This is a genomic window from Streptomyces marokkonensis (assembly GCF_008312835.1).
GTDB lineage: Bacteria > Actinomycetota > Actinomycetes > Streptomycetales > Streptomycetaceae > Streptomyces > Streptomyces marokkonensis_A.
The window spans coordinates 37702-55178 of record NZ_VSKS01000009.1; the positions used below are offsets into that span (position 1 = coordinate 37702).

Consider the following 17477-nt stretch of genomic DNA (forward strand, 5'->3'; position numbering starts at 1 on the left):
CGGGGCGTGTGTTCTTCCGCGTGGAGGGCGGCGGCCGGAGCGCCCGGCCGTCCGCCCCCTCGCGTCCCGGCGGGTCAGCGGACCGGGCGGTGCACGTTCTCCCGCTGCGACGGACCCGGGGTGGCGTCGGCGATCCAGGGACCGTCGTCGGAGGGGTCGACGACGCCCTGCTCGAGCCATTCGTAGGTGCCGGAGAGCACGCCCTTGACGACCTTGCGGTCGAGGTCGTCGGTGTTGGTCCACAGCCGGCCGAAGAGCTCCTCGACGCGGATGCGGGCCTGGCGGCAGAAGGCGTCGGCGAGCTGGTAGGCCTCGCGGCCGTGGTCGCCGCGGCGGCGCAGGAGTTCCGCGCGGACGCAGGCGGCGCTCATCGCGAACAGCTCGGCGCCGATGTCGACGATGCGGCCCAGGAAGCCCTGCTTGGTCTCCATCCTCCCCTGCCAGCGGGACATGGCGTAGAAGGTGGAGCGGGCCAGCTTGCGGGAGGTGCGCTCGACGTAGCGCAGATGCGGGGACAGGTCGACCCCGTGCCTGAACTCGTTGTAGGAGCCGGGGAGCTGTCCCGGTCCTGCGACGAGTTTCGGCAGCCACTTGGCGTAGAAGACGCCCGCGCCCGCCCCTGCCTTCGCCTTTTCGCCGAGGGTCTTCTCCGGGTCGATCAGGTCGCCGGCGACCGAGAGGTGGGCGTCGACGGCCTCGCGCGCGATCAGCAGGTGCATGATCTCGGTGGAGCCCTCGAAGATCCGGTTGATGCGCAGGTCACGCAGCATCTGCTCGGCCGGGACCGCGCGTTCGCCGCGCGCGCGGAGGGAGTCGGCGGTCTCGAAGCCGCGTCCGCCGCGGATCTGGACCAGTTCGTCGGCCATCAGGCAGGCCATCTCCGAGCCGTACAGCTTGGCGAGGGCGGCCTCGATGCGGATGTCGTTGCGGTTCTCGTCGGCCATCTGCGAGGACAGGTCGACCACGGCCTCCAGCGCGAAGGTGGTCGCCGCGATGAACGCGATCTTGGAGCCGACGGCCTCGTGCAGCGCGACGGGCTTGCCCCACTGCTCGCGGGCCGCCGACCACTCGCGGGCGATCTTCAGGCACCACTTGCCGGAGCCGACGCACATCGCGGGCAGCGACAGCCGTCCGGTGTTGAGCGTGGTGAGGGCGATCTTGAGGCCCTGGCCCTCCTCGCCGATGCGGTGGGCGGCGGGGACGCGGACCCGGTGGAAGCGGGTGACACCGTTCTCGAGTCCGCGCAGGCCCATGAAGGCGTTGCGATTCTCGACGGTGATGCCCTCGGAGCCGGCCTCCACGACGAAGGCGGTGATGCCGCCGCGGTGGCCCTCGGACCTCGGCACCCGCGCCATGACCACGAGGAGGTCGGCGACCACGCCGTTGGTGGTCCACAGCTTCACGCCGTCGAGCACGTACTCGTCGCCGTCGGGGACGGCGGTGGTGGCGAGCCGGGCCGGGTCGGAGCCCACGTCGGGCTCGGTGAGCAGGAAGGCGGAGATGTCGGTGCGGGCGCAGCGCGGCAGGAAGGTCTCCTTCTGCTCCCGCGTGCCGAAGATCTTCAGTGGCTGCGGGACGCCGATCGACTGGTGCGCGGAGAGCAGGGCGCCGATCGCCGGGCTGGCGGAGCCGACCAGGGCGAGGGCCTTGTTGTAGTAGACCTGGGTGAGGCCGAGGCCGCCGTACTTGGTGTCGATCTTCATGCCGAGGGCGCCGAGCTCCTTGAGCCCGGTGATGACCTCGTCGGGGATGCGCGCCTCGCGTTCGATCACGGCCCCGTCGATCTTCGTCTCGCAGAAGTCGCGGAGTTTGGCGAGGAACTCCTCACCGCGCTGGGCGTCCTCGTCGGCGGGGAGGGGGTGGGGGTGGATCAGGTCGAGCCGGAAGCGGCCGAGGAACAGTTCCTTGGCGAAGCTGGGCTTGCGCCAGTCCTGTTCCCGGGCGGCCTCCGCGACCTCACGGGCCTCCCGTTCGGTGACCGTGGGCCGGGACGGAGACTCGGGTACTGCGGACATGAGGCTCACCTCGCCGCGAATAGGTGGGAGTCGTTCGTTACTGACTGGTGCTACCCGTTCGTATGTACCCGATTCGTAGCGACCCTGCCACCCTTCGTGCGGCCGTTCGGCCGACACGCCCGCCTCAGCGGGCGGGCGCCGGCAGGGTGAGGCGGCCGTCGTGGACCTCGGCGATCCGGTCGACGGCGGTGAGCAGGGCGCGGTCGTGGGTGACCAGGACGGTGGCGGTGGCGCGCCGGTGGGTGAGCCGGGTGAGCAGGTCCATCACGGCGGCGCCGCGTTCGTGGTCGAGGGCGCTCGTGGGTTCGTCGACCAGCAGGACGGTGGGGTCGTTCATCAGGGCGCGGGCGATGTTCACCCGTTGGCGCTGGCCGCCGGAGAGCTGGTGGGGGCGGCGGCCCGCCTGGCCGGCGAGGCCGACCGCGTCGAGCAGTTCCAGGGCCCGGCCGCGGGCCCTCCCCGGCGAGCGGCCGTCGATCCCGGCCATGACCTGGAGCTGTTCGGCGGCGGTGAGGGAGGGCAGCAGGTTGGGCTGCTGGAAGACGATGCCGATGCTGCGGCGGCGCAGTTCGGTGAGGTCGCCCCGGCTCAGGCCGGCCGTCGGGGTGCCGTCGACGGTGACGGTGCCGGAGTCGGGGGTGACGAGGGTCGCGGCGACGGCGAGCAGGCTGGACTTGCCGGAACCGGAGGGCCCGACGACGGCCGTGACGGTGCCCCGGGGGACGTCGAGGGTGACCCGGTCGAGGGCGGTCAGACGGGTGCCGCCGTCGGGGTAGGTGAGGGTGACGTCGGTCAGTTCGAGGCTCATCGGGCGCTCCCCAGGGCGGTCAGCGGGTCGACGGAGGTGATGCGGCGGATGGACAGGGCGGCCCCGAGCGCGCCGAGGACGATCATCACGGCGGCGGGGGCCAGGACGGTCGCGGGGGTCAGTGCGAAGGGGATGTCGGAGCCGGAGACGGCGGCGCCGATCGCGGCGGCGACGGCGGTGCCGGCCAGGGTCCCGCCGGTCAGCAGCACCAGTGCCTGGCCGAGGGCGTCCGCCAGCAGGCGGCGCGTGGGGGCGCCCAGTGCCTTCAGTACGGCGACGTCACCGCTGCGCTGGATGGTCCACACAGTGAAGAAGGCGCCGACGACCAGGGCGGAGATGGCGAACAGGAAGCCGCGCATGAGCTGCAGGGAGCCGTTCTCGGAGGTGTAGGAGCCGATCGCGGAGAGGGACGCGTCCTTGGTGACGGTCCTGGTGCCGGCGGCTCGGTCGCCGGCCGCGAGGTCGGCGCCCGGGGCGGTGTCGAGGGCGATGACGGTGGCGACGGGACCGCCTCCGCGGGCACCGGTGGGCGGGGCGAGGGAGTTCCAGGTGTCCAGAGAGGCCCAGACGACGGGGGTGTGGCTGAAGGAGGCGTCCCCGCGCGTCGCGGCGACGGTCAGCTCCCGGCCGGCGAGGGTGACGGAGTCGCCCGCGCCGACGCCGAGTCCCTCGGCCGCGGCGGTCGACATGACCACCGTGCCGTCCTCGATCCGGTCGCCGTCGGGGGCCAGCGAGGAGCCCGGCAGGACGCCGAAGACGGAGACGCCGGTGGCGCGCTCACCGGCGTTCGCCCTGGTGGTGGTGATGCCGAGCGGCTCGGCGCCGGTGACACCGGGGGTGTTCGCCCACAGCCGCCACTGCTGTTCGGTGACGGCGGAGTCGGCGTACGAGAGGTCCTGGCCGGCGGCGGGAGCGGCGAAGGCGATCCGGTCGGCGGGCAGCCCGGTGACGGCGGAGACGTTCTGCCGGGCGAGCCCGGCGGTCAGACCGGACAGGAGGCCGACCAGCAGGGTGATCAGGACGACGACGGTGCCCATCAAGGCGAATCGCCCCTTGGCGAACGTGAGATCCCTCCAGGCGACGAACATGTCCTGACCTGCCCCTGCGATCGGTGGAAACGGTGTGCTCCCACCGTCGCGCCCGGCACGGGCAGCGGGCATCGCGCCCAGGAGGGGACTTTGGGAATCGAAGGATCGGTGGGCGTCTCCACCTTTTGATCGATGCCCGGTATGCACATTTTTCCGTAGGGTGGGGGGTGATGAACAGCCTCACTCCGACCACCCGGGCCCTGGCCCGGTGTCTGCACCTGCTCGTGGCCGGCCTGCTCGCGCCGGCCGCCGTGCGGGCACTGACCGGGGACACGGCGCACGCGGGTGCCGTGGCCGGCGTGTGTGCCGCCATGGCGGGGGTCTACGCGGTCGGGCCGCTCACCCCGGCCGTTTCCGCCTCCCGCCGCGCCGCCGCGTGGTGGCTGGCGGCGCTCGGCTCGGTCTGGCTGCTGTTGCTGGCGCTGACCCCGGACGGGGTGTGGCTGGCGTTCCCGCTGTACTTCCTCCAGCTGCACCTGCTGTCGCGGCGCGGCGGGCTGCTCGCGGTCGCGGGCACGGCCGTCGCCGCGATCACCGCGTTCGCCGCGCACCGGGGCGGGTTCTCCCCCGCCCTGGCCGTCGGGCCCGCGCTCGGCGCGGCCGTCGCCGTGGCGGTGGTGTGGGGTTACCAGGCCCTGTACCGGGAGAGCGAGGGGCGCCGCCGGCTGATCGAGGAGCTCACCGTCACCCGCGCCGATCTGGCCGCCGCGCAGCACACCGCGGGCGTGCTGGCCGAGCGTGAGCGACTGGCCCGCGAGATCCACGACACCCTCGCCCAGGGTCTGTCGAGCATCCAGTTGCTGCTGCGCGCCGCCGAACGCGCCCTGCCCGGCCGCCCCGAGGCCGCCGCCGCGCATGTCGTGCAGGCCCGGCAGGCGGCCGTCGGTAATCTCGCCGAGGCCCGCCGGTTCGTCGCCGCCCTCACCCCGCCCGCGCTGGAGGGCACCACGCTGGCGGGCGCCCTGGAGCGGCTGTGCGCCACCACGAGCGCCCAGCACCCCGTCGCCGTCCGCTTCCACCGCACCGGCCCGCCCCGTTCACTGCCGACCGCCGTCGAGGTGGCCCTGCTGCGCATCGCCCAGTCCGCCCTGTCCAACACCGTCCGCCACGCCCGCGCCACCACCGGCGAGGTCACCCTGAGCCACGCCGACGGCGGCGTGCGGCTCGATGTGGTCGACGACGGCACCGGGTTCGACCCCGGGCGGCTTCCGGCGCCGGACCCGGCCGCCGGCGGGTTCGGCATCGCCGCGATGCGGGCACGGGCCCGCTCCCTCGGCGGCACTCTCGTCCTGGAGTCGTCCCCGGGCCGCGGCACCGCCCTGTCGGCACGGTTTCCCGTCGACGCGCCGGACCAGGACGCCGGCGCCCCTGACGGCGACATCGTCACCCCGCACGAGAACGAGGCCTGAGTGAACGACCTCCCCATCCGCATCCTGATCGCCGACGACCACCCGGTGGTGCGGGCCGGGCTGCGCGCGGTGCTGGAGACCGAGCCCGGCTTCTCCATCGTCGCCGAGGCCGCCACCGCCGAGCGGGCGGTGGAACTCGCCGCGGCCGGCGGGACCGACGTCGTGCTGATGGACCTGCAGTTCGGCGGCGGCATGAACGGGTCGCAGGCCACCGCGGCCATCACCGCCCGCCCGGGCGCGCCCCGGGTGCTGATCGTCACCACGTACGACACCGACGCGGACACCCTCCCGGCCATCGAGGCCGGGGCCACCGGGTACCTGCTCAAGGACGCACCGCCGGAGGATCTGGCCGCCGCCGTACGCACCGCCGCCGCGGGACGCACCACCCTCGCGCCGGCGGTCGCCGACCGGCTGATGAACCGCCTGCGCGCACCGCACACCTCGCTGACCCGGCGCGAGACGGAGGTGCTCACCCTGGTCGCCGAAGGGCTGTCGAACCAGCGCGTCAGCGAGCGGCTGCACCTCACCCAGGCCACGGTCAAGTCGCACCTGGCGCACATCTACGCCAAACTCGGCGTCGACTCGCGCACCGCCGCGGTCGCCGCGGCCCTGGGGCTCGGCATCATCCGCCGCTGAGGGACGATCCAGCGGGCGCCCCTCACTGGTCCGCCCGGGCGCCGAAGAAAGCTGTCGAAGCGCTTCGACAGCCTATGGACACCCGTCATCCTCTGAGGCTACTGTCGAACCGTCCTCACCCGCCCTTGTACGTTCGCGCATTGTCGAAGCGCTTCACAACTGGGAGAACGTGGATGGTCACCCTCGCCGAGGTCGCCCAGCACGCCGGAGTCTCGGCGAGCACGGTGAGCTATGTCCTCAGCGGCAAGCGGTCCATCTCCGCCACCACCCGGCAGCGGGTCGAGCGCAGCATCCGCGAGCTCGGGTACCACCCGAACGCCGGGGCCCGTGCCCTGGCCAGCAGCAGGTCCAACATCATCGCGCTGATGATCCCCCTGCGTACGGACATCTACGTGCCGGTGATGATGGAGATCGCCATCGCGGTGGCCACCACCGCCCGCACCCACGGGTACGACGTGCTGCTGCTCACCGGCGAGGAGGGCCCGGACGCGGTGCGCCGCGTCGCGGGCAGCGGACTCGCCGACGGCATGATCCTCATGGACGTCGAACTCGACGACGAGCGGCTGCCCCTGCTCCGCGAGACCGACCAGCCGGCGGTGCTGATCGGGCTGCCCGCCGACACCACCGGACTGACCTGCGTCGACCTGGACTTCAGGGCCACCGGTGCGCTGTGCGTGGAGCACCTGGCCGAGCGGGGGCACCGGGACGTCGCCGTCATCGGCGAGGCCCCGGCGGTCTACGAACGGCACACCGGCTTCGCCGAGCGCACCCTGGACGGACTGCGCACCCGCGCGCGGGAGCTGGGGCTGCGGCTGCTGCACCGGCCGTGCGAGGGCGGGTACGACGCGATGGCCGTGACGCTGGCCCGGATCCTCGACGAACGTCCCGGCACCACCGGCTTCGTCGTGCAGAACGAGTCGGCGGTCGAACCGCTGCTGGCCCTGCTGCGGCAGCAGGGCCGTGCCGTGCCCGAGGACGTCTCCGTGGTCGCGATCTGCCCCGAGCAGGTCGCCGTCCAGGCCTCGGTGCGGCTGACGTCCGTCGCCATCCCGGCGCAGGAGATGGGCAGGCACGCCGTGGAACAGCTCGTCGCCAAGCTCGACGGGCGGGGCGGCGACGAGGTCGTCCTGCTCGCGCCCGAGCTGACCGTCCGGGCGAGCTCGGGCCCGGCACCCCTGCAGCCGTAACCCCTGTTCCAGCGGGACGGGGCGAGCCTGCCGGTCCGGTAACCGCAGGGCCCGCCCCGCCGGCGGCCTCCTACTCGCGGCGCCACAGGGCGGGAACGTTGGAGGGCTCCCAGCCCGTCATGGACGTGTGCGCCTGGAGGCAGCGGTATCCGGCGCCGCTGTGGGTGACCCTGTCGCCCGCGCGGTAGGCGCGGCCGGGCGCCCAGCTGCCGCTCGGCGGGTCGGTCGGCGGATCGGTGGGCGGGTCGGTGGGGTCGCCCTGCACATCGAGCACGAAGTCGAAGGTGGCTTCCTTGCCGCCGCCGACGCTGCGGACGTTCATCAGCAACGCCGGGTCGAAGATGGTGTCCGTGCTGTTGCGGGGCTCGCCCGGGAAGTACAGCTGGGTGGTCAGGACGGGCTCACCGGGTGCCTGGGCCTTGACATGAATGTGCCGGGTGCGGCCCGGGTAGAGGCCGGGCACGATCGTCCGCAGGGTGAAGGCGCCTGAGGCGTCGGTGAACTGGTGTCCGCGGAAGGTGTATCCGGCGTTGTCGTAGGCGCCCGCGTTGTCCGCCTGCCAGAAGTCGAGCAGGACCCCGCGCAGCGGGACGCAGTTCCGGCCGAAGACGTAGCCGCTGACGGTGAGCGGGGTGCCCGGGGTGCCCGGGGTCACCAGATTGGCGCGCAGTGGGGAGTTCGGCTTGAAGTAGGGGCCCTCCATCTGGGGAATCGTGGGGTCGTCGCCGTCGTCGCAGAACGGTGTCGGTGCGAGGTCCTGTCCCCGGGCGCCGGTGTCCCTGGCGAGGGCCACCGTGCCCGTGGCGATCAGCGGGGCGGCGGCACCGGCGGCGACGGCCGCTCTGAGCAGGCTCTTGCGGCTGATCGGGCGTCCGGCGCCGGACGCGTCGGGAGCGGGGGGCGGGGAGGGTGTCATGGCGGGTTCCTCGGGCTTCTCGGTGGGGGCGTGCCGGGTGAACGCCGGACAACGTAGCCGCGCCGGCGAGCGGCCGGGCAGCTCCCGTTCCGGCCCCTGTACGGCGTTATGGGAGGCGCGCGTCGCCGGGCAGGCCGAGGCCGCCCGCCCCGGGCCACGGGGCGGGCGGTGAGCCGGCGCGGTGTCTAACCGCCCGACACGGTCAGGCTGTTGGTACGGAAGTCCAGCCCGCCCGAGGACGAGGTGATCTCGAAGCCGAACTGCACGTCGCCGATGGTCTCGTTGCCCATCCAGCCCTTGGTGTCCTTGATCCACTTCAGGACCGGGAGGATGTCGACGGTGCCGGAGTCCGAGTCCGAGGTACGCAGGAACGAGAAGACCTCGTTGGCGCCGTTGTTCCCCTTGTGGACGTTCCAGGTGTGGCCGCCGAGACTCACCGTGCCCTGCGGGGTACCGAGCGGGCCGACGGCGCCGTTGTGGTTGACCCAGAGCATGATCTCGTAGTCGTGGTCCGTGTCCCAGATGTCGTACGAGGTGTTGTACGCGCCCGAGGACGGGACGGTGACGTTGTAACTGCTGGTGAGCGAACCGAGGGAGGTGATCGACTTGTTGATCACCTTCTTGGCGTTCGGGTAGGACTTGATGCCGCCCGTGTTCGGGTGGTCGGCCCACACGCCCCAGTCGGTGCCGGAGTTGGCCCAGACGCACTGGGCGCCGGCGCCGGAGCCCCAGATGTTGTTGTAGAGCGTGTAGCCGTTCAGGCTCGTGTTGCCCCACTGGTCGCAGGAGCTCCAGACGGCGGCGTGCGCGGGGGCGGAGGCCAGGCCGGCCGTCACGCCGAGCGCGAGGGCGGGGGCCAGCAGGGCCTTGGTGGTCCTGCGCAAGGTGCTGGGTGCCATGGTGTTCCTTCCATGGGTGGGGGGAATTGCGGGAGTCACCGCGTCTTCAGCGCGAGGACGCGGTCCTCTCCGGCGACCAGGTCGAGCGGCTCGGCGCCGGCGGAAGTCCACAGGTGGATGCGGTGGGTCCGGGTCGGCCGGACGACGGCGGTGGCACCGTCCGGGGACCAGGTGAGGTCGACACCGGCGCCGAACCGGGTGCGGATCCCGCACAGTTGCCCGCTCGGCAGGGCCGGGGGCGGGGCCGGCAGCAGCACCAGCCGGTCGGGCGTGGACTGCACGAGCGCCTCGATCAGCACGGCGGGCAGGGTGTGCGCGGCGTCGGCGTTGTAGACGTCGCGGCGCGGGTAGTGCGCACTCATGAGGGAGGCGTGGAAGAAGTCGCCGTCGAGGACCTGGCCGAGTGCGTGGGCGACCCGCTCGCCGTCCCGGAGGCGGGCCGCGATCAGCGCGTGGTGCAGATGCCCGTGGGCGGAGTCGTTCTCGGCGCCGCGCAGTTCGAGGGCGCGGTGGGCGGCGGCGGCCAGCTCCGGGGTGTCGTAGGGGGTGATCTCGTCCAGCGGCCAGACGCCGTAGAGGTGGCTGAGGTGGCGGTGGTCGTAGGAGTCGTCCAGGCCGGGCCACGCCCATTCGGCGAGCGCGCCGTCGGCGTTGATCCGGTGCGGCGGGAGCCGCTCGGCGAGGCTCCGCCAGCGGTCGGCGTGCTCGGGGTGGTACGCGGCGGCGGTCAGCAGGGCGTGGCGGGCGGCGGAGAGGTCCATGGCCGCGTTGAGCGCGCCCCAGCTCGCGTTGGCGGGCCGGTTCTCGGGCGAGTAGGAGGGGACGACGACGAGCGGGCCGTCGGGGCCGGGGCCGGTCCGGGTGAGGAAGTCCTCGTAGAAGAGGGCGACTTCGGCGAGCGCGGCGGCGGTGCGGGGGTCCTGTTCGCCGCGTGTCTCGTCGTGGTCGACGAGCGGCTTGAGCAGCCAGTCCGCGCCCGCCGTCCACAGGTGGAGGGGGTATTCGCGGCTGAAGTGGTAGGAGTGCCCCGACTCGCCGTCGGTGTGCGCGGGCGCGACCACGCCCCGGGTTCCGAAGACCGCCCGGGCGTTGTCCCGCCAGTCCGGCAACTGGCGCCGGATCAGGGCGGCCAGCGCCCCGGTCACCTCGGGGAGGGCCGCGGCGGCCGCGGAGGCGGTCTGCAGGTTGAGGTTGGCGTCGTTGGTGAAGGCTCCGGACCATGCGGTGTCCCAGTCACCGGTCCACAGCCCGGTGAGCCGGGGCGGGCACAGACCGCTGGACGACAGCAGGTGGTAGCGGCCGGCGGCGAAGAGCCGTTCGAGCAGGGCGGCGCTGCGTGGGCGGGCGAGCAGCTCGGAGCCCGGCAGTTCACGTTCGTGCGGGTCGGCGGCCAGATCGAGGGTGACGCGCGCGTAGGCCGTGCGGTGGAGGGGGAGGTGCCGGGCGAGGAGGTCGTCGTAGGCGCGTCGGCCGTCGTCGAGCAGATCGCGCAGCGCGCGGCCCTCGGCGGCCACGTCCGCCTCCCCGGTGTGCCGTCGCACCCGGGTGAGGAGCAGCACCGACCGCGCGCCCGCGATGCGCACGCCCGGCGGCGCGAGGGTCACCGCGCCGCCGGTCACGGCGACCAGGGTGACGCCCGTGTAGGCGCGGTCGGTGCCCGGGTAGCGGGCGCGCAGGCTCAGCAGCGCGCCCTCGGGGGTGAGGACGGCTCCGTGACCGACGCCCAGTCCGGTGGGGGCGCCGGGAAGCCGGTGGTCCAGGGCGATGCCGAGGGTGAGTCCCGGTCCTGTGACGTGCTGGACGACCACGTCGTCGGCGCGCGAGACGAAGACGCGGCTGGTCCAGCCGGCGCGGGACGCCTCCGCGACGCCGGTGGCGAAGTCGACCGTACGGCGGTATCCCGTCCGGTCGCCGGCGCCGTCCGGGCGGCCCAGGCGGATCTGGAAGGCCGGGTGGAAGGGCCGCACCCACTGCAGGGGGCGCCCGTCGGTGAAGTCCTCGGCGGCGGTCGCGTCGCCGGCGAGCAGCCGGTCCTGGAGGCCGGCGAGCCCGTCGGCCAGGCGGGGCGGCAGGCGGTGCCGGCCGTCGCCGTCGCCGTTCGGGCGGACCAGGGTGTGATGGGTGACGACGGTCCGGTCGTCGTCCGGATCGCCGAACACCAGGGCGCCGTGGTGGCCGTTGCCGCTGAGGAAGGCGTCCTCCCAGCGGGCGGCCGGCCGCGGCTCCCAGGTTCCGTGGACGGGCGCGGCGCTCATGACGCCAGCACCGCCACGCCGTAGCGGCCGAGGGTGATCCGGTCGGTCGCGGTCGTGTCCGTGAGGAGGTCGCGGTGGCTGCCCGGGACGTCCACGGTGACCGGCTCACGGCCGTGGTTGAGCAGGAACAGCAGCTCACCGCGGCGCACCGCCTCGACGCCTTCCGGCAGCCCGTCGAGCACCGGCCGTACCTCCGCGCCCTCGGCGACGCGGGTCAGCAGCGCGCGCAGCGCCTCCGGCTCGGGGAGCGTCGAGACGTACCAGGCACGGCCCTTGCGCAGCACGGCGGGCAGTCCGTCGAGTTCCCCGCCCTCGTAGGGGACGGTCTCGTCGGCGGTGCCGTCGGGCTCGAGTTCCTCGGACCACAGGGTGCCGCGCAGGCCGCCCCCGTACCCGGCGGTCTCCCCCGGCTCCAGCGGCCACCACTCGTGCAGGGTGCGGATGCCGAAGAGTTCGCGCAGCCGGGCGTCCATGCCGCCGGGCCGCACCCGGTCGTCCTGGTCGGCGACGCCGGTGAGGAACCCGCAGACGAGGGTGCCGCCGCCGCGCACGTACGCCAGGAGGTTGTCGACGGCCGTGTCCGTGAGGAGGTAGAGCTGCGGGACGACGACCAGCCGGTAGCGGGACAGGTCGTGTGCGGGGTGGGCGAAGTCGGTGGCGAGGTGGGCCTGCCACAACGCCCGGTGCCAGGCGGCGAGGACCTGCGGGTAGTCGACCGCGAGGGACGGGCGGCCCTCCTGGTCGCCCGCCCACCAGGAGTGCCAGTCGTGCAGCACGGCGACGTCGGCGTGCGGGCGGGTCCCGGTGACGTGCGGGGCGATCCGGGCCAGGTCCGCGCCGAGCCGCTCGACCTCCCGGTACGTCCGTCCCTGCTCGCCCGCGTGGCCGACCATCCCGGAGTGGAACTTCTCCGCGCCCTGCCGGGACTGGCGCCACTGGAAGTAGCAGACGGCGTCGGCGCCGCGGGCGACGGCCTGGAGCGACCACAGACGGTTGAGGCCGCGCGGCTTGGGGTGGTTCACCCCGCGCCAGTTGACCGGCCCGGCCGCCTGCTCCATGAGCATCCACGGGCCGCGGGCCTGGGAGCGGGTCATGTCCTGCACCAGCGCCCCGCTCTGGGCGCCGAGGGGGTCGCGCGGGTCGGGGTAGAGGTCGACGGAGACGACGTCCTCCTCCTCGGCCCAGCGCCAGGCGTCCTGGCCGGCCCACAGCGGCATGAAGTTGGTGGTGACCGGGAGACGGGGGCTGTGCCGGCGGACGATGTCGCGTTCGGCGGTGTAGCACTCCAGGAGCATGTCGGACGTGAAGCGCTTGAAGTCGAGCACCTGGGTGGGGTTCTTCCGGTAGTGCGCGTGCCGGGGCGGCAGCACCTCGGCCCAGTCGCCGTAGCCCTGGCTCCAGAAGGCGGTGCCCCAGGCGGTGTTGAGCGCGTCGAGGGTGCCGTAGCGGTGGCGCAGCCAGGTGCGGAAGCGGGCGGCGGCCTCGTCGCCCCAGTCGTAGGTGCAGTACTCGTTGTTGATGTGCCACAGCCTGAGAGCCGGGTGGCCGCCGTAGCGGGCGGCCAGGTCCTCGGTGATGGCGGCGGCGTAGCGGCGGTAGGTGGCGCTGGAGTGCGAGAAGTGCTGGCGTCCGCCCCACCACTCGGTGCGGCCGTCCTCGTCGCGGGGCAGGGTGTCGGGGTGGAGGTGGCCCATCCAGGGCGGCGGGGAGGCGGTCGGGGTGGCGAGGACGACGGAGACGCCGTTCTCGTGCATCAGGTCCATCAGCCGGTCAAGCCAGCCGAAGTCCCGCTCGCCCGGGCGGGGTTCGAGCTTCGCCCAGGAGAAGACGCCGAGGGTGACGGAGTTGACGCCGGCCTGCTTCATCAGGCGGACGTCCTCGTGCCAGACCTCCTCGGGCCACTGCTCCGGGTTGTAGTCGCCGCCGTAGAGGATGCGGCCGCGGGTGGCGTCGGCGAGCGTGGGTCCTTCGCGCCGCGGCATCAGACGGGCTTCCCGTACTGGATGCCGCGCCCGTTGGTGGCGAGGTAGACGCGGCCGTACACCCGCGGGTCGCCGGTGACGGTCTCGCCGGTCCAGCCCCACTGGTGGTCGTCGTCGTTGATCCGCACCCAGGTCCCGGCCTCGTCGTCGGAGCGGTACACCGCGGTGATCGCCCCGGTGGAGCCGACCTGGTAGAGGGCCGGGTAGCCGGCGCCCTCGGCTGCCTTGCCGAAGCCGAGGGTGTACGAGGCCCGGCAGCTCTCGACCCGGCTGAAGTGCGCGCCGCCGTCGGTGGAGCGGTACAGCCCGTTCCCCTTGGCGCTCAGCCAGAGGTCACCGGTGCGGCCGGGGGCCGCGGCCAGCTTGAACTGGCTGTCCCCCGAGGGCAGCCCGGTCGCACGGACGGTGAAGGAGCGGCCGCCGTCGGTGCTGGCGAGCAGCGTTCCCGTGCCGGTGTCGTACGCGTAGAAGCGCGTCGGGTCGGCCGGGTCGGCGACGGGCGTGGCGCCCTCGGGGAAGGAGGGGACCCGGGACCAGGTGGTGCCGTTGTCCGCGGAGCGGTACGCCGGGTGCCCGGTGCCGTCCCAGTGCACGAAGGACCACAGCAGCACGCTGCCGTCGGCGTTGGTGGCGATCGGCCCCGGCGCGTCCCTGGCGATGTCGGGCTGGGCCGCGAAGGGCGCCCAGGTCCGCCCGCCGTCGTGGGAGTGGGCGCCGTTGCGTTGGTCGCCCCAGCCCGTCCGGACGACGTACGCCGGTCTGCGCGCCGCCTGCGCGAGTCCCGTCGCCGACCCGGTCACGGGGTTCGTGGCCATGCCGTGCGCCGGGGACGACGTGAGCCGCTCGTGGTACATCACGCCGATGTCCCGGGACCCGCTGATCAGGTGCGCCCTCCCGGCCGGGGGCGAGACCAGCTGGGTCACGGACGCCTCCTCCAGGCCGCGGACCCGCGGGGTCCAGTGCTTCAGGTCACGGGTGCCGTAGAGGGTGGCGCCGGTGCCGTACACGAGGTGCCGCGAGTCGAAGGGGTCGAGGGCGAGCGCCTGGATCCACCAGCCGAACTTGGGCCTGTTCTCACCCCAGTTGAGGTACGGGGTCTCGGACACGTCGAGCACGGCGGAGTCCTTCAGCGACCGCCAGCTGCGTCCGCCGTCGGTGGACCGGTACAGCGTGTCGACCTCGGCCCAGCGGTTGTTGGTGGAGACGACGACGGTGCCGGGACGGCGGGCGTCGACGGCGACCCCGCCGTACCCGAAGGTGTCGGCGCCGCCTTCGCCGGTGGTCCCGCCCGGCCTCACCGGCGTGACCTCGGTCCACTCGCCGCCGCCGGTGCGCAGCCTGTGCACGCTGCCGTCGGACTGGCCGTTCGGGCCGGGTCCGTCGGCGTACGTCACGTACAGCTCGCGGGTGTGCCGGTCGTACGCGGCGCGCACCGGCACGCGCGCCGCGGTGCCGGACGGCTGCCCGGGGACCGCTTCCCAGGTGGTGCCGTCGGACGTGCGGAACAGGTTCGCGTCACCGCCGTCGCCCCAGCCGGCGTAGACGGCGCGCCCGGCGGCCACAAGGAGGGTGACGCCCTGGCCGGTGGCGGACGGGACGGCCGGGAATCCGCTCGCCGGGGCCCAGGTCGCGCCCCGGTCGGTGGACTTGAGCAGCCCGTCGTGCCGGGTGCCCAGCCACAGGGTGTCGCCGTCCCGCGGGTCGACGAGCAGCCGCTCGCCGGTGCCCCGGCCGTCCTCGTTGGCACCCAGCTTCACCGTGAGGTCGGTGCGCTGCCAGGTGGCGCCGCGGTCGTCCGAGCGCAGGACCGCGCCGCTGCCCGCCCATGCCTGGGCGTAGGTGCCGCAGGCGAGGTAGAGCCGGTCCGGGTGGGCGGGGTCGACGGCCATCGCCTCGACACCGAGCAGGTTCCAGTCGTCCCACCCGATGTGGTCCAGCAAGGGGATCCACCGGTCGGTCCGGTCGTCCCAGCGGTAGGCGCCGCCGATGTCGGTGCGGGCGTAGGCGAGCCCGCGCTCGCGGGGGTGGAACAGCACGCCGGTGATGAACCCGGTCCCGCCGATGACGACGTTGCGCCAGCGGTAGGCGGGGGAGCCGGCGGCCCGGGCCCGCCCGGCGAGGGCGGGAACACCGGCGGCGGCGACGGCCGCGGCTCCGGCGAGAACGGCACGCCGGCCGACGGAGGACACGAACATGACAGAGGACCTCGTAACGGGGGTGAGCGGAGAAACCTCACGGGCGCGGGGCTCGGGGCGTGCACGGGCGCTAGCCCTTCACGGCCCCCGTGAGCATCCCCTTCTTGAAGTGCTTCTGGACAAAGGGCGACAGCACGGCCACCGGCAGCAACGCCAGCACCATCACCGCCATCTGGATGGCCAGCGGCGACAGTTGCCCCGTGTTGATCTGCGCGGACAACCCCACCGGGCGTTCCTGCTTCTGCACGAGCTGGATCATCACGTTCTGCAGCGGCATCATGTCCTGGTCCGTCAGGTAGATCGACGCGTTGAACCAGGCGCTCCAGTACCCCACCGCGTAGAACAGCGAGATCACCGCGATGACCGCCCGGGACAGGGGCATCACGATCCGGAACAGGATCCGCCAGTCACCGGCCCCGTCGATGCGCGCGCTGTCGACGAGTTCCTGGGAGATGTTCATGAAGAACGCGCGCAGCACCAGGATGTTGAAGACGCTCACCGCGCTGGGCAGGATCAGCGCGAGGTAGGTGTCGGTCAGGCCGAGCGCCTGCACCAGCAGATACGTCGGAATCAGCCCCGCGCCGAAGAACATCGTCGCCAGCAGGGTCATCAGGATCCAGCGGTGCCCCAGCGATCCGCTCCGCGAGAGACCGTAGGCGCACAGCACCGACACGGCCATGCTGAACAGCGTGCCGACGACGGTGACGCCGATGCTGACCAGGGTGGCGCGCTGCACCTGGCCGCCGGTGAGGAGTTCCTGGTAGGCGACGAAGGTGACGCTCTTGGGGATCACCACAAGACCGCCCGCCTCGTCGATGGTCTGCTTGGTCTGGAGACTGGTGACGACGACGATCCACAGCGGGAAGAGGATGCCGAGGCAGGCCAGGCCCAGGGCGAGGCCCTTGCCCGCCTGTCCGGCCCTGGACGGCTCCTCCTCCCAGGCGGGGCGCGGCGGCGCGGCCCAGGGGCTCGGCTTCCTCGCCTTCCGCGTCGGCCGTCGACCTGCCGGTGTCCCGAGGACGGTGGTCACTTCTTGTACACCCCCTGCTCGCCCATGAGGTGGGCCACCCTGTTGGCGGCCAGCACAAGGCCGAGGCCCACCACACCCTTGACGAGGCCCGCGGCGGCCGCGTAGCTGAAGTCCTGGTTGCGGATGCCGTTCCACCACACGTAGGTGTCGAGGACCTCGGACGCGTCGACACCCACCGCTTGTCGTTGCAGCAGCAGTTGTTCGAAGCCGACGGTGAGGGCGTCACCGACGCGCAGCACCAGCAGCAGGGCGATCACCGGGCGCAGTGCGGGCAGCGTGATGTGCCACATGCGCCGCCAGCGTCCGGCGCCGTCCATGGCGGCGGCCTCGTACAGGTCGTTGGAGACCGACGAGAGCGCGGCGAGGAAGACGATGATGCCCCAGCCGGCGTCCTTCCAGATGGTCTCCGCCGTCACCAGGTACTTGAAGAGCTCCGGGTCGGTCATCAGGTCGAAGCCCTCGTATCCGTGCCGGCGGAGGGTCTGCGCGATGATGCCCGCGCCGCCGAAGATCTGCATGAAGACGGTGACGACGAGGACCCAGGAGAAGAAGTGCGGGAGGTACATGACCGCCTGGGCGACCGCCCGCACCCGGGGCCGGACCACGCTGTTGATGAGCAGCGCGAGCAGGATCGGGATCGGGAAGTAGAGCACCAGCTGGAGGAAGAACAGGACGAAGGTGTTCCGCACCGCGTGCCAGAACGCCGAGTCGGCGAAGATCCGCTCGAACTGCTCGAAGCCGATCCACGGGCTCTCGAGGATGGCGACGAAGCCGTTCTCGCTGAGATACGGGTCGTAGTCCTGGAAGGCGACCACGTTGCCGAGGATCGGTATGTAGTTGAAGACCACGATCAGCAGCAGGGCCGGCACGGTCATCAGGATCAGCGTGCGGTCACGCCGGAACCTGATCCGCGGACTCAGCCGGCCCGGAGCCTTCCCGGGCCTGCCGGAGTCCCCGCCCTTCCCGGGACCGGCGGCGTCACCGCCGCCCTCCGGGGGCTTCTCGGGTGTCTGTGCCCCGGTCGTGTCCCGGGGCACCGTGCTGTGCGACACGGCCT

The 17477-nt window shown here is 73.0% G+C and carries 13 protein-coding genes; 3 read left to right on the forward strand and 10 right to left on the reverse strand.

Annotation, left to right across the window (positions count from 1 at the left end; genetic code table 11):
* Positions 1-74 precede the first annotated feature (74 nt).
* The 3 genes from F1615_RS17185 to F1615_RS17195 form a co-directional block, all read right to left on the reverse strand.
* On the reverse strand, positions 75-2015 hold the full coding sequence (locus F1615_RS17185) for an acyl-CoA dehydrogenase family protein (RefSeq protein ID WP_149549874.1): 1941 nt from the start codon (positions 2013-2015) through the stop codon (positions 75-77).
* A gap of 124 nt (positions 2016-2139) precedes the next feature.
* A complete protein-coding gene (locus F1615_RS17190) occupies positions 2140-2823 on the reverse strand; it encodes an ABC transporter ATP-binding protein (RefSeq protein ID WP_149549875.1) in 684 nt (227 codons plus the stop codon).
* On the reverse strand, positions 2820-3911 hold the full coding sequence (locus F1615_RS17195) for an ABC transporter permease (RefSeq protein WP_149549876.1): 1092 nt from the start codon (positions 3909-3911) through the stop codon (positions 2820-2822). Before F1615_RS17195 ends, F1615_RS17190 begins: the two co-directional genes overlap by 4 nt.
* Positions 3912-4081: 170 nt before the next feature.
* On the opposite strand from F1615_RS17195, the gene F1615_RS17200 reads away from it, so the two are divergent.
* From F1615_RS17200 to F1615_RS17210, 3 genes are all read left to right on the forward strand, one after another.
* Positions 4082-5320 carry a sensor histidine kinase gene (locus F1615_RS17200; protein ID WP_244328773.1) on the forward strand — a complete coding sequence of 413 codons (1239 nt, stop codon included), beginning with the start codon at positions 4082-4084 and terminating at the stop codon, positions 5318-5320.
* Positions 5321-5956 carry a response regulator gene (locus tag F1615_RS17205; RefSeq protein ID WP_149549877.1) on the forward strand — a complete coding sequence of 212 codons (636 nt, stop codon included), beginning with the start codon at positions 5321-5323 and terminating at the stop codon, positions 5954-5956.
* A gap of 173 nt (positions 5957-6129) precedes the next feature.
* Positions 6130-7143 (forward strand): LacI family DNA-binding transcriptional regulator, encoded by a 1014-nt coding sequence (locus tag F1615_RS17210; protein ID WP_149549878.1) that lies wholly within the window; start codon positions 6130-6132, stop codon positions 7141-7143.
* Positions 7144-7213: 70 nt separating this feature from the next.
* Here the strand turns inward: F1615_RS17210 and F1615_RS17215 are convergent, their stop codons facing one another.
* The 7 genes from F1615_RS17215 to F1615_RS17245 all read right to left on the reverse strand — a co-directional run bounded on the left by F1615_RS17215 (position 7214) and on the right by F1615_RS17245 (position 17472).
* A complete protein-coding gene (locus tag F1615_RS17215; RefSeq protein WP_149549879.1) occupies positions 7214-8059 on the reverse strand; it encodes a carbohydrate-binding protein in 846 nt (281 codons plus the stop codon).
* A 185-nt stretch (positions 8060-8244) separates the two neighbouring features.
* Positions 8245-8958: a glycoside hydrolase family 12 protein gene (locus F1615_RS17220; RefSeq protein ID WP_149549880.1), complete on the reverse strand. Its 714-nt coding sequence runs from the start codon at positions 8956-8958 to the stop codon at positions 8245-8247.
* 35 nt (positions 8959-8993) lie between these two features.
* Entirely contained in the window at positions 8994-11213 is a 2220-nt protein-coding gene (locus F1615_RS17225) for a glycosyl hydrolase family 95 catalytic domain-containing protein (RefSeq protein ID WP_149549881.1), read from the reverse strand.
* Entirely contained in the window at positions 11210-13195 is a 1986-nt protein-coding gene (locus F1615_RS17230; protein ID WP_149549882.1) for a beta-galactosidase, read from the reverse strand. The genes F1615_RS17225 and F1615_RS17230 overlap by 4 nt, the downstream gene beginning before the upstream one ends.
* Positions 13195-15390, reverse strand: coding sequence for a sialidase family protein (locus F1615_RS17235; protein ID WP_149549883.1), 2196 nt, complete (start codon positions 15388-15390; stop codon positions 13195-13197). The genes F1615_RS17230 and F1615_RS17235 overlap by 1 nt, the downstream gene beginning before the upstream one ends.
* Before the next feature lie 70 nt (positions 15391-15460).
* Complete coding sequence (locus tag F1615_RS17240; RefSeq protein WP_149549884.1) at positions 15461-16420, reverse strand: carbohydrate ABC transporter permease; 960 nt, start codon at positions 16418-16420, stop codon at positions 15461-15463.
* Positions 16417-17472, reverse strand: a complete 1056-nt coding sequence (locus tag F1615_RS17245) for an ABC transporter permease (protein WP_149549885.1) — start codon at positions 17470-17472, stop codon at positions 16417-16419. Before F1615_RS17245 ends, F1615_RS17240 begins: the two co-directional genes overlap by 4 nt.
* Positions 17473-17477 lie beyond the last annotated feature (5 nt).